Consider the following 13,719-nt stretch of genomic DNA (forward strand, 5'->3'; position numbering starts at 1 on the left):
ACTTTGTCGATTCTTGCCATTATAAGGAACTCTGAACTATATTTTATTTGATGTCCTTACATCCAGCACTTATAATAGATAAAGTATGACTAATCATACAAAAGTGCCATTCATTAAAGGAGAGTTGTCAGATTGCTATCTCACTACTATACCGTAAAAGGGCATGGAGAGCATGAAATAAACATCCAAAAATCAAGATTTATCGCCCACATTGCCCGAGCAACAACAGAAGAAGAAGCCCAAAGCTTCATCCAAGAGATAAAAAAGAAGCACTGGGCTGCAACCCACAACTGCTCTGCTTATATGATCGGAGAAAATAACCAGATCCAAAAGGCAAATGACGATGGAGAGCCAAGCGGCACAGCAGGCGTCCCCATCCTAGAAGTCCTTAAGAAAAAAGATCTGAAAGACACTGTAGTTGTAATTACCCGCTACTTCGGCGGCATTAAACTAGGTGCAGGAGGACTTATTCGTGCATACGGCAAAGCTACCTCACAAGGAATTGCTGCAACAGGAATGGTAGAACGAAAATTAGTGCAAATTATGCATACAAGAGTCGAGTACACATTACTGGGGAAGATAGAGAATGCAATACGTACATCTAGATACGAAATAAAACAGGCACAATATTTAGACTCAGTCCAATTGGAAATTTATGTAAACAGAGAAGAGATAGCACTATTTAAAGAGTGGATAATTGAGTTGACAAATGGAGATTGTAGATTGACACCTGGAGATTTTTCGTATATGGAAAAACTGGTCATAATTTAACTTGAGGAGAATTATTTTAATGAAACATTCTAGAACCGACTATAAAAAAACTAAGAAAAAGAGAGTAATAAAAAAAATCTTTTTCTTTATTTCTATCCCACTTCTTCTATTGGGCCTTTATTTTGGTTATACAGTGTATGAAACAATAAAAGCAGCAAACAACTCTTATGTGGCTTTAGATAGGGAAAAATCTAAATACAGAGAAAAACCTGTAGAGATTAAGAAGGAGCCATTTACCGTACTAATATTAGGTATTGAAAATTACGGAAGTGGTGGAAAGGGTGGAAGATCAGATACAATAATGGTCGCTACATTTAATCCTGATGACGCTTCCATGAATTTACTCAGCATTCCTAGGGATACACTTGTAGATATTTCAGGAAAAGACATTAGAGACAAGATAAACCACGCTTATTCCTATGGTGGATTAGATATGACAGTAAGTACTGTAGAAGATTTTTTAGAAATACCAATTGATTATTATGTCACATTAGATTTTGATGGTTTTTTGAATATTATTGACACTGTTGGTGGTGTAACTGTTGATGTTCCTTTTGATTTTTGGGACTATAAACACGGAGATTGGGATACAAAGATTTACTTCGAAGAAGGAGAAATGAGATTAGATAGTGATGAGGCATTAACCTACGCTAGAATGAGAAAGAAAGACCCTAGAGGAGATATCGGTAGAACAGAGCGACAAAAACAAGTTGTGAAAGCTTTAATTGATGAAATTAATTCCCCTTCTACCCTTCTAAAAGTTAACGATATTGTAAAAGATGTAGGAGAAAATGTTGAAACTAATATGAGAATTAATGAGGTGCTAGCTTTTCAGCAAAAATATTCGTCTTTCCGCGCTTCCTCCATTAATAGTCTTGATTTAGAGGGAACTGATGAGTATATTGATGATATTTACTATTATATGCCAGATGATACCTCGTTAGCTAACCTTAAAATTGAACTAAAAAACCATTTAGAAATTGAATAGACTCGCTTAGAACAAATTTCTGCCTTATTTCAACATTTTTTTCAAAACACTACTAAATTACCTATTTTAGTAGTGTTTTTTTATGTTAAAATTAGTAATTGAAAAATGTAAAAATTTTAGGGGGTCAATTTTTTGAAAAAGAGAATTTTTATCGTGATGTTGGTATTTTCAGTTGGATTTGGATTTGGTGCAATTTCTATATCTACTGCAAATGCAAACAGCAATGTCGTTTTAGCAAGTGTCGAATGGGTATTAAGTAAGATCAATCCAATCGAACAGAGACTTACCCAGCTTGAAGCACGTGTTAATGAACTTGATTCTGGATCACCTTCTCCAAGCAACCCTATTCAAGACGTTTCAAGTGTTGTAACTACTAAACAAACTGCAATTAGAAGAGGGGCAGGTACACAGTATGCCAGTTTATTAGATGTGCCTGCAAACACTATTGTTACATACTATAGCACCTTCACTAATTCAACAAATGGGGAAAAATGGTATATTGTTAGATTATCTGATAATAGATTAGGAGCAGTATTAAGTAAAAACACTCAAGTATCTGTTACACCAATACAATCTGGATTTAAAAGTGTAGTATTCAATAATCCTGCACCAGTAAGAAGAGGGGCTTCTGATTCTTATGCAATCTATACAACTGCACCGGTTGGATCAACATTAAAATATGAAAGTACTTATGTTAATCCTTCATCTGGAGAAAAATGGTATATCGTTAGAATGAGCGATGGAAAAGTAGGTGCTGTACGCGCTAACTTTGCTGAGGTGATTAGGTAATATGAAAAAAAAGGTATTACTTTTCATATGTTTAGTTTTCTTCTTTATTAATGTTGACTATTCAAGTGCAGATTTCTCACAGAAAGAATATATTGATCCTGTAACTGTGGAGCTAGTTAAAAGTAATACAATTAACATAAATCCGGCTGGAATTTATAAGATAAGAAACCTACAGAATAGTTCCGAACGATTTATTAAACCATATCAACTAGTAACTATTACGAACTCTTCTGGGAATTCGGTAGCAAGTTTTGGATCAGTTACCCTTACATCAAGCAATGGTTTTGAGATAATTGAGATGACAGGCAACTCTCAGATTGTTACATTCACTGGTTCCACGGTAGGTCGAAGAGACGCAAGTCTTTCCGGGCAAATTTTAACAACCTTTGAAAACGGAGAAGCAGCAGAATATATTAGCACTCACAATAACAGTCAAGGAGTATGGTATATTGTTAAAAGTTTAAATGGTCAAAATCTGGCAATTCTTGCTAACAATAATGTTCAGTTGATTAATGCTCCTTCCCTATCTACAATTAATACAACTATCGCAAATAGTGAAAGAAAATATAGGGGCAGTGCAGTAATAAATGGTGGCCAACTTATTAATAAGCTGGATATGCAATCCTATTTAAAAGGTGTTCTTCCAAATGAAATGCCTGCTTCTTTTCACCTAGAAGCTTTAAAAGCACAAGCTGTTGCTGCAAGAAGTTATGCTTACGTAAAAAATGCAAGAGGACCTTTAACTAATACAACCTCGAGCCAAGTTTATCGTGGATATACATCTGAACATAGCAGAACAAATCAAGCGGTAGACGAAACCAATAAAAAAGTAGTCAGATATAATAATAGTGTTATTGAAACATTCTTTTTCTCTACTAGTGGAGGAAGAACAGCAAATGTTGGAGACGTCTGGAATACCAGCCAAAGTAGCTTTCCCTATCTTGTGACAGTTGAAGATTCCTTTGAAGACTCTCCTCATAGTAGTTGGACAGAAACATTTAACAGTAGTACATTATTATCTAGTTTTGGACAAAGTACAAATGTTCCGATTCATAACATTAGCATTGAAAAAACCGGAGCGAATGGAGAAGTATCGGCAGTTACACTTCATACTGGTAATGGTGATGTTAGAAAAGCAGGTAATGAGTTGACTATACGTAAACTTTTTCCTACTAGTAATGGTAATACCTATGGCATTTTAAAAAGTAACTGGTTTGACCTGACCATTAATCATCCTTTTAATATACAAATGGCTAATACTACCAAGAATCAGTTAAACATAAACAATCAACAAGTTCAACTGGCGAATAGTGTTACTACTCTAAATACATCAAGCGCCACCATAGCACTTCCCAGCGCTAATATCTCTAAAGAAACAGATCCACAATCCATTATCATTACCGGTAAAGGATGGGGACATAGGATTGGGATGAGTCAATTTGGTGCACAAGGCTATGCTAGCAATGGATGGAACTACGATAAAATTATTAAACATTACTATCGTGGTACTGCAATTAATGACTTAAATTAAAAGACCAAGGAATTATACAACAAACGTAGTAAAAACCCCATTTCATCGAATGGGGTTTTTACTACGTTTGTTTTCATAAAAGACATTAATGAGCTTGTTTAAAATAAATTCTTTGAAATTCTTGTTTTACTTTTAGACAAAATAGGGTAGATAAAAATAGACTAAAGACAAATAACCAGAATGGATTAAAAATAAAGTCCATAAACCCTCCGACTACTACTCTCGGGATATTGACTGTAAAGAAGGCAAACAAGCTGATGAAAACTGGATTTTTAGGCATTCTTAAGAAGAAAATGTACATAACCTGAATAAATGCACCAAGGTAAATCGCTCCAAACAGAATTCCCCAGTATCCAAAGTTCGCATATGCTTCACCGGCAAACACAGTATTTAAAACTCCAGCCGTTCCTTCTTGTACTTTATCTGGGAAATACTGCTCCATAACAAGTCTCGCCGATCGTACGTGTTCTAAATCATAAAATTGCAGAAGAATATTTGGAAGACTTCTCCCATTTAAGAAATCCACTTGATTGCCAAATAGCTCTAAGTGAAGGAAGAAAGGTGCAATTTGTGACAGAATTAATCTACCTATAGGTCCTGAATTATAAGATAAGAATTGGTTTACATTTGTGACACCTTGGATAAATACATACATGGTTATTATGGAAATAATACCAACAGAGGCGAGTATTGCTACTTTTTTTATTGAAAGTTTGATTTTACCAATATATAACTTAATTAAAATAAACATTAAGATATAGAAAAAGACCGGTGCCTTTTGTAAATCATAAATGGATACAAAAATTGATAACACAAACATTAGCATAAAAGAAATTTTCCATCTAAACAATTTTGTTTTTATATAATAAACATATGCTATGAGCGATAAAATAGGTGTTAATCCCAAGGCAAAAATATTTTTAAACAATACATTCCCTTGAAAACCATGGGATGCCTCGATTCTAAGTCTCCCAAGATCTGTCCCACCTGTAAGTGCAGCTATCAATGGAACATTATTCAGTTGCATTATCATATAAATGATTGCTGAAATACTGAGAAACATTAGAATTGAAAAGATATAGAAATAATCTTTACCCTCTCTTAAATCTGTCGTTATCGGGGCCTTTAAATATGAATCAAGCTCTTTTTTTGCATTAAAACCAACCCATCTTGATAACATCAACATTGTAAGAGGGATTATTATCATAATGTAGCATAGCCACAAAAACCCAATAATTCTATAAGTATCGTCCTGCATTCGATGTATCATATAATTATTGTCTAACTTCAATACAATTAGTAAAGGTCCAATAAAGCTTGAAACTAATAATGAATAATAGTAAGTAATACTTATTAGATTTGGCTTTAATAAAGACAGACTACCGGATACTTTATAGAACAAAAATGTAGATGTAATGAGGGTTATTAGCCATAAAACTATATAAAGCATAGCTATTTCCTCACTTTCTTATGCTAACTAAATTATTTTTTATAGAAAAAAATGTAATACTGAGATTTATTAACCAAGGTAAAACAATATAGTAGTTACTTATACCATTGTTTTCTTGAATATATAGTATAGTTAGAATTCCAAATATACCACTTGAGAACAAGAGTATCATTTTCAAGATAGATACCGGAATATAATATTCTTTTTGACTTTTTATGAAAATAATAACATTCACAAACAAATAGGATACGATCAGAGCGGTAACTGCTCCCCATATGGAGAATAGCGGTATTAGTAATATGTTTAATATTACACTAATAACAGCTGAAATCCCTACATATACAGATATAACTCCTGTCTTCTTATTAAAGAAGAGGCCTATGGAAATAATCAAATAGTAAAAACTTAAAAAAGAACCTAAACTCAGAACTGCAATATATTTACTAGCTTCTGCATAAGCAGGATCTTTAATCATAAAATCCATAACATATGGGATTATTGTTGCTATTCCCATTAAACCTGTCATACCAATAATTAATATTAAAAGAAATAAAGTAGAGTATATTTGCTTTGCATTCGGATTGTCTTTTATAGACATGGAATAAGGTCTCCAAGCCATTTGAACGCTTGATGTTAAAAGACTAATAACTGTTGCAAATTTTATTGCTACACCGTAAATTCCTACGCTACTTAAAGATTCAAACATTGTTAAGAAAAACCTGTTGGAGAATGTTATGACCCAGAAAGCTATAGATGCCGGAACTAAAGGGGCACCATAAATTAATAATTTCTTCAGGATTTCCTTATTTAATTTAAAAGTGGACATTCTTATTAAAGAAGGAAACAAAATTAATACAATTACTACTACACTGATTAGTCTTCCCCAATAAATTGATTCTACCTGTAGATCAAAATATTTTAGAAAAACATAAGATAGTATTGCAACAAGTGCTAATTTTATTACAGTGGTGATAACTACTTTCTTGCTTTTAAATTCAAACCTATAGTAAGTCAATATTAGAGTAATGATTGACTCAATTATTAGAACAGTTCCCGCTAGGTAAAAGATGTATTTATAATCAGGTGTTCCGAATAAGGAGTTAGATATCATTTCACCGAAAAGGATAAATAGGATGTTAATACCCATTGCGATAGCGGCTCTAAAATAAAGAGCAGATTGGAACAGCTCTAACTTTTCTTTCTCATCATCTGTCTTATAAAAATAGTAAGCCAGTGCGTTATCAGTACCAAAAATAACAACAAATATTAAAATTGAAATGAGAGCATCAACATTTTCAAACACTCCCATTTCTGTTGGAGAAAGGTAGGTTGTGTAAATTGGTAGCATTAAAAACGCTATTAACTTTGTTCCTACATTCATTAATGCATAAAGGAGGGAATCCCCTCCTAATCGTTTTAGGTGACTTAACAAGAAATTAACACTCCTAAGAAAGTGTAGAAAATTGTTGCCTACAATTTAAAGTAGTTTTCTGGCTTTTCTACATCTTTCATTGCGTTTCGTGTATCAAATACTACATTGCTATGTTTGCTAATCATCTCATAATTAATGTTTGTATGATCAGTTAAAATAAGCGTTATATCTGCTTTTTTAAGTAAGTCTTCGCTTAATTCTACAGGTTCAATAACTTCTCCATCCAATTTGAAAGAACTTACAAATGGATCAATAATCGTTAAGTCCGCGCCCTCTTTTCTTAATCTAGACATAATAGGTAATGAAGGTGATTCTCTCACATCATCAATATCCTTTTTATAAGCAACTCCTATTACAAGAATGTTTGAACCGCGTAAAGCTTTAGATCTTTCATTTAGTGCATACATAACTCTGTCCACAACGAAATCTGGCATAGAGTTATTGATTTCACCAGCAAGTTCAATTAACTTTGTATGGTAGTTAAATTCTCTTGCTTTGTATGTTAAATAGAATGGGTCAATAGGAATACAATGCCCACCTAATCCTGGTCCAGGGTAAAATGCCATGAATCCATAAGGCTTGGTTTTAGCTGCATCAATTACTTCCCAAACATCAATCCCCATCTTTTCACATAAAATTGCCATTTCGTTTGCCAATGCAATATTAATATGTCTGAAGGTATTTTCGTATATTTTCTCCATTTCTGCTACAGCAGGACTGGAAACTTGATGTACTTCCCCTTCAAGTACTGCTCTATAAAGTGTAGCAGCAATTTCCGTACAGTTTGGAGAAACTCCTCCTACTACTTTAGGCGTGTTTTTAGTATTATAAAACTTATTACCTGGATCAACTCTTTCAGGAGAGTAGGCAACAAATACTGACTCACCAACAGTTAATCCAGCTTGTTCTAATGCTGGAACTACAATTTCTTCTGTTGTTCCAGGATAAGTTGTAGATTCTAGTACAACAAGCATGCCTTCGTGTGCGTACTTTGCAATCTCTTTAGTAGAACTTTCAACGTAAGATGTATCTGGTTGTTGATATACATCTAATGGTGTTGGAACACAAATAGCTACAGCATCGACTTCTTCGATTTTTGAGTAGTCAGTTGTCGCCACCAATTTACCACTATCAACTAGTTCTTTTAATTCCTGATCGACTACGTCTCCAATGTAGTTAATACCTTCGTTTACTTGTGCAACTCTGCTATCTTGCACATCAAATCCAATAACTTTATATCCAGCCTTAGCTTTTTCAACCGCTAGTGGTAATCCAACATAACCTAACCCTACTACTCCAATAACAGCATCTTTATTATTTATTTTATTTAACAATGTTTCTTTTGAATTCATAATCGTTATCTCCTTTATAGGTAAACTCTTTTACCAGTTTCTGCAGACTCTAATATAGCTAATATTAACCTTACAGGAGCTATCCCAGCTTGTCCATCTACTGTAGGAACTTTCCCTTCATTAATCGAAAGTACCATATCTTCGATGATATGTTGATGTCCTGGCGTTCCGAAAGGATCATTTTTAATTCTTTCAATGATTCCTACTTTCTCTTCCTCTTCAAGCCCTTTAGCTTCTAACACTTCAAAGTTAATCGCGTTTTGCCCACCAATCTTAACCGATGCGTTCTCACCAAATATCGCCAGAGATTCTTCCAAGTTTTTAGGATAAATAGTGGTTGCTGCTTCAATAATACCGAGTGCTCCACTCTTAAATGTAACAACAGCTGCTGCAACATCCTCTGCCTCAATATTTCTTAAACGAGTGGTAGCCATCGCTTGAACAGATTCAACCTCTCCCATAAACCAAAGCAATAAATCCAAATCATGAATGGCTTGGTTCATTAAAACGCCACCATCAAATTCTTTCGTCCCTCTCCAAGGAGCTTGCGCATAATAAGCATCATTTCTATTCCATCTTACAGTTGCGTTCGCATGGCTAATCTTTCCAAATATATTGTCATCAAACAGTCTTCTCAATTCTAAAAATGCAGGTCTGTATCTGTTTGGGTGCACAATAGCAAGTTTTACTCCATGTTCTTCGCAAGCCTGTATCATCTCTTCTGCATCAGTTAATTTCAATGCCATTGGCTTCTCTGCTACAACATGTTTTTTATACTTGGCACAGATTTTTGTCATATTTGCATGTAATCCTGATGGAACACAAATATTTACAACATCAATATCCTTTTGCTTCATTAACATTGTTTCTAGGTCATTATAAAGTTCAAATTGTCCTTTAAATTCCTGTAATCTCGTTTCATTATTATCACATAGTGCTACAACCTGAGCACCCTCTATATTAGCAATAGCGTCCATATGTTTTTTAGATATGTGCCCTATTCCTACTATGGCAAAATTAATCATACCTTCTCCCCCTTTTTGCATCTTGGATGTACTTAAGAAGTGTTACTAGAAGTAAGGATAGGAATAAACCGAAAATGAAGGCAGCGGCTACATTTGTTGTAAGTTTACTGTCTGGTTGACTTACGACAGTGTCTAGCGCCTTTGGATCTTCGAAATTATCTAACTCAAGTTTCTCCATCGTCACTAAATTTGAATACTCCAAATTGAGTTCTTCAACAATATATTTTTCCTCGAGGATCTTATTAATAGTTACTGCATTCGTATTTTCACTATCGAGTTTTTTATTCAGGAATTCTAAACGATTATAATTTGATTCTTTTTCTTCTTCAAGTTCATCTATATAAGCCTGTTTAAAACTCTTAGTTTTTTCAGCTGCGTCTACTAGGTCTTGAAAAAAATTATCAACAGCGTTATCTATCTGCCCTTTCAAGCCTTCTTCTGAACCATTTGTTAAACTAAAAACAACGCTATTATTTGTAGGGTTCATATCGAATCCATTTCGCAAATTCTCATCTACAAACTTTTTATAGTCATTCAAAACTAATTCTTTATTAGAGAAATATTGTTTACTATCACTACCCAAATAAACCGTCTTCTGAGCAGTATAAGGCCTTTCCTCTGTCAGCTTCGTTACCCCAAATGCAATGATTGCAAGGGTTAATGGCAACACGACGAAAATCCACTTCTTTTTCCAAAAGTATTCTAGAAATTCGAATAGAACATAGCGTTCCTTTGTTTCTTCCATGAATGTACCTCCTACATTATGTACAAAAGAATTTCTCCCTATAAGAAGGGAGAAATACGATTAGTTATTTGTTATAGAATTCACGGATCATTTTAACAACATACTGTTGTTGTTCCAACTTAAGTTCAGGGAACATAGGTAAAGATAACGCTTCTTCCGCTGCTTTTTCGGAATGTGGGAAATCACCTTTTTTGTAACCTAATTCACTGAATACTGGTTGGATATGAAGTGGAAGTGGATAATAAACCATAGATGCCACTCCATTTTCTTTTAGAAATGCTTGCAACTCGTCTCGTCTTTCTACTCTAAGTGTGTACTGGTGGAAAACGTGATGATTTCCTTCTTTTTCAATTGGAGTGGTAATGGACTCTACAGACTCCTTGATTAGTGATGTGTAATTCTCAGCTAGCTCTCTTCGCTTATTGCTCCAATCATCAAGATGAGGAAATTTAACATTCAAGATGGCCGCTTGCATTTCATCTAAACGGCTATTGTAACCTAAAACATGATGGTAATATTTAGGCTTACTTCCGTGAACACGTATTACCTTCATTTTATCAGCAATATCTTCATTATTTGTCACAATCATTCCTGCATCTCCATAAGCTCCCAAGTTCTTAGTTGGGAAAAAACTATAAGTTGCCGTATCACCTAATTCTCCGACAGATTTACCTTGATACTTAGAACCTATTGCTTGAGCGGCATCTTCAATGACAAACAAATTGTGTTTATCTGCAATTTCTCTAATTGGTTGCATGTCTGCCATTTGTCCATACAGATGCACCGGGATGATTGCTTTTGTTTTATCAGTAATAGCACTTTCTATATTTGCAGGATCAATATTAAAAGTAACTGGATCAATATCAACAAAAACTGGTTTTGCCCCTACTCTAGCAATTGCCCCTGCTGTAGCAAAAAAAGTAAAAGGAGTTGTAATGACTTCATCTCCTTCTTTTACTCCACAAGCTTGTAAAGAGATATGTATGGCATCACTACCATTTCCTACACCTACTCCATATTTTACGTTTGAATAAGCAGCAACACTTTCTTCTAACTGCTTTACGTTTTTTCCTAAAATGAATTGCGAGGAACTCATGACCTCATCTAATTTAACCATAACCTCATCTTTAATGGATGAGTATTGTTCGGATAAATCTAACATAGAAACCTTCATGTAAATTCGTCTCCTTAAAATAAAAAATATTATCACTTGTATATAATAACACATATACTAACGACAAATTCTAACAAAAACAACTCTTATTTTACAATATTATTAAGTGATTATCACTTATTTTATTTATAATATTCCTTTTTCTTAATTCTTTAAACTATAAAACGTAAAGATACTTCCGGTTATTCCAATAATTATGGTAATAAAAAACACTACACTAAAATAATCTCTATTCAAAAATAACGCTAAAATACTGAAAATTGAACTTATACAATAAATAAGCAAGACGGTATTCCTATGGGAGAAACCTAAAGATAGAATTTGGTGGTGTAGGTGTTTTTTATCGGGCTGAGTAATCGGTTTTTTTGTAATTAGACGCCTGATAATAGCTAGTACTGTGTCAAAAACAGGGACGCCTAAAATCAAAGTGGTAACCGTAATATTAAACAGAGCGACACTTTTATACATTCCTAACAAAGATATAACAGCTATACTAAAACCCAGGAGTAAAGAACCCGTATCTCCCATGAAAATTTTAGCAGGGTTAAAATTATAAGGTAAAAAACCTAGTGTACTACCAAGTATAATAACAGCTAATGTACTAATTAATACTTTTTCATTACTAATTGCAGATCCTAATATGGTAATAAGTATTACACAAGAGACACCTGCAGCCAGCCCATCTAAGCCATCAATTAAATTTAAAGCATTGGTAATTACAATTATCCAAATAAAAGTAATTATGTAGCTTGAAATGTCCAACAATTGTAGCGTTCCAAAAAAAGGAACATATAAAAATTCTATTAATAGCCCACTTTGAATGATAATTAAAGATGCTAATATTTGCCCAAACAGTTTTTTCAGAGCTGATATTTGAAAAGCATCATCCAATATACCAGTAATAACAATTATTATAAGAGCGAAGCTTATAGAACTGATGTGATATTCATCCAAGTCACTAATAAGATAGCCAATAGTCAATCCAGCAAAAATAGCTAAACCGCCAAGCCTGGGCATTAATTTTTGATGAACTTTTCTTTGGTCCGGTTTATCTGTTACACCTAATTTCAGAGCTATCTTTATTACTAAAGGAGTTACAAGTAATACCGTCATAAAGCATATTAAAAAAACACTAACTAATTCACTAATATTCATCTTTTTTCTCCTTGAGTCAGTAATCATCTATATTATGTGCAATGATTTGGAGAAAAATTAAAACTTGAATCAAAAACAAAAAACGTTGACATTGTCAACGTTTTTTGTTTTAACGATATTTCTTTCTTAACACCTTATACATATTAATCATCGGCTTATAGTTTTGATTTACTAGACCTACTAACTCAGCAAGTAACTGAAGAAGGACTAATAATATCAGAGTAATCACAATTGCTCCCCATATTGTTGAAGAAGAAACCATCAGAGCAACAAAGCTGAAGAAAATACTTAAGCAATACATTGACAACACGGCTCTTCTATGTGACATCCCTAGTGAAATCAGTCGATGATGCAAGTGACCTTTATCCGGAGAAGAAATCGGTTTTTTGTTTGCAACGCGTCTAAGAATAGCAAATATGGTATCAAAAATTGGTAATCCCAAAATCAAGATCGGCACTATGAAGCTGAATAGAGTAACACTTTTATATAATCCTAATAAGGAAAGAACGGAAATACAATAACCTAAGAACAATGCACCCGTGTCTCCCATAAAAATTTTCGCTGGATTAAAATTGTAGAACAAGAAGCCTAATATACTACCTAAAACAATTAGGGATAAAGTCAGGATTAACATTTTGCCGTTCATAAATGCCATAACAGCAATTGTTGCTATTGCAATTGCAGAGACGCCAGCCGCCAAACCATCTAAACCATCAATTAGATTAATTGCATTTGTTATAGCGATAATCCATAAAATCGTAATTGGTATGGATAGATATCCTAGTAACACATCCCCAATAAAAGGTATATAGATATTTTGAATGGTCAACCCACTCATTACAATTAATAAAGAAGCTATAAATTGCCCCGTTAGTTTAGACTTTGGTGACAACTCAAATTTATCATCAAGTATCCCTGTGATAACAATAATTATACCCGCCACCGTAATTGCCGTAACCTTTTGATCGTACAATCCAGCTACAACATAGCCTACTGCAACACTTAAAAAAATTGCCAATCCACCTAGTCTAGGCATTATTTTTTGATGTACTTTTCTAACGTTAGGTTTATCTGTTGCCCCTATAAAGAAAGCAAATTTAATAACTAGTGGTGTAACCAATAAAGCTGAAGCAAACGCTGCAAGAAAAGCAAGGATGATATTTACATACATTATTTTTGTCCCCTTTACTTTCTAAAGGTATTTTTCCATAATCAACTAATTTTACATTCAATCTACCTGACTAGTTTACATCTTAACTATATAACTTGTAAATGGGAAAAATTATTACTCAATTAATATATTAATT

At 33.7% G+C, this 13,719-nt stretch carries 12 protein-coding genes; 4 read left to right on the forward strand and 8 right to left on the reverse strand.

Annotated features, from left to right (window positions below; translation table 11 throughout):
- The first annotated feature begins 132 nt into the window (after window positions 1-132).
- From AAV98_RS05000 to AAV98_RS05015, 4 genes are all read left to right on the forward strand, one after another.
- Window positions 133-771 (forward strand): YigZ family protein, encoded by a 639-nt coding sequence (locus AAV98_RS05000; protein WP_060664471.1) that lies wholly within the window; start codon window positions 133-135, stop codon window positions 769-771.
- Window positions 772-790: 19 nt separating this feature from the next.
- The gene (locus tag AAV98_RS05005; protein ID WP_060664472.1) at window positions 791-1,759 is read left to right on the forward strand and encodes an LCP family protein; all 969 of its coding nucleotides are present in this window, start codon (window positions 791-793) and stop codon (window positions 1,757-1,759) included.
- Between the two features lie 132 nt (window positions 1,760-1,891).
- Entirely contained in the window at window positions 1,892-2,548 is a 657-nt protein-coding gene (locus tag AAV98_RS20525; protein WP_060664473.1) for a hypothetical protein, read from the forward strand.
- Between the two features lies 1 nt (window position 2,549).
- A complete protein-coding gene (locus AAV98_RS05015) occupies window positions 2,550-4,079 on the forward strand; it encodes a SpoIID/LytB domain-containing protein (protein WP_060664474.1) in 1,530 nt (509 codons plus the stop codon).
- Between the two features lie 85 nt (window positions 4,080-4,164).
- Here the strand turns inward: AAV98_RS05015 and AAV98_RS05020 are convergent, their stop codons facing one another.
- From AAV98_RS05020 to AAV98_RS05055, 8 genes are all read right to left on the reverse strand, one after another.
- Complete coding sequence (locus AAV98_RS05020; RefSeq protein WP_060664475.1) at window positions 4,165-5,529, reverse strand: O-antigen polymerase; 1,365 nt, start codon at window positions 5,527-5,529, stop codon at window positions 4,165-4,167.
- A gap of 10 nt (window positions 5,530-5,539) precedes the next feature.
- Window positions 5,540-6,961 (reverse strand): lipopolysaccharide biosynthesis protein, encoded by a 1,422-nt coding sequence (locus AAV98_RS05025; RefSeq protein ID WP_060664476.1) that lies wholly within the window; start codon window positions 6,959-6,961, stop codon window positions 5,540-5,542.
- 38 nt (window positions 6,962-6,999) lie between these two features.
- Complete coding sequence (locus AAV98_RS05030; RefSeq protein ID WP_060664477.1) at window positions 7,000-8,313, reverse strand: nucleotide sugar dehydrogenase; 1,314 nt, start codon at window positions 8,311-8,313, stop codon at window positions 7,000-7,002.
- 14 nt (window positions 8,314-8,327) lie between these two features.
- Entirely contained in the window at window positions 8,328-9,338 is a 1,011-nt protein-coding gene (locus AAV98_RS05035; protein WP_060664478.1) for a Gfo/Idh/MocA family protein, read from the reverse strand.
- Window positions 9,331-10,083: a hypothetical protein gene (locus AAV98_RS05040; protein WP_060664479.1), complete on the reverse strand. Its 753-nt coding sequence runs from the start codon at window positions 10,081-10,083 to the stop codon at window positions 9,331-9,333. Before AAV98_RS05040 ends, AAV98_RS05035 begins: the two co-directional genes overlap by 8 nt.
- Before the next feature lie 64 nt (window positions 10,084-10,147).
- Window positions 10,148-11,257 (reverse strand): DegT/DnrJ/EryC1/StrS family aminotransferase, encoded by a 1,110-nt coding sequence (locus AAV98_RS05045; RefSeq protein ID WP_060664480.1) that lies wholly within the window; start codon window positions 11,255-11,257, stop codon window positions 10,148-10,150.
- 144 nt (window positions 11,258-11,401) lie between these two features.
- Window positions 11,402-12,412: a glycosyltransferase family 4 protein gene (locus tag AAV98_RS05050; RefSeq protein ID WP_060664481.1), complete on the reverse strand. Its 1,011-nt coding sequence runs from the start codon at window positions 12,410-12,412 to the stop codon at window positions 11,402-11,404.
- Window positions 12,413-12,521: 109 nt separating this feature from the next.
- On the reverse strand, window positions 12,522-13,583 hold the full coding sequence (locus tag AAV98_RS05055) for an MraY family glycosyltransferase (RefSeq protein ID WP_060664482.1): 1,062 nt from the start codon (window positions 13,581-13,583) through the stop codon (window positions 12,522-12,524).
- Between the last annotated feature and the right edge of the window lie 136 nt (window positions 13,584-13,719).

Source organism: Bacillus sp. CHD6a, assembly GCF_001293645.1.
GTDB lineage: Bacteria > Bacillota > Bacilli > Bacillales > Bacillaceae_I > Sutcliffiella_A.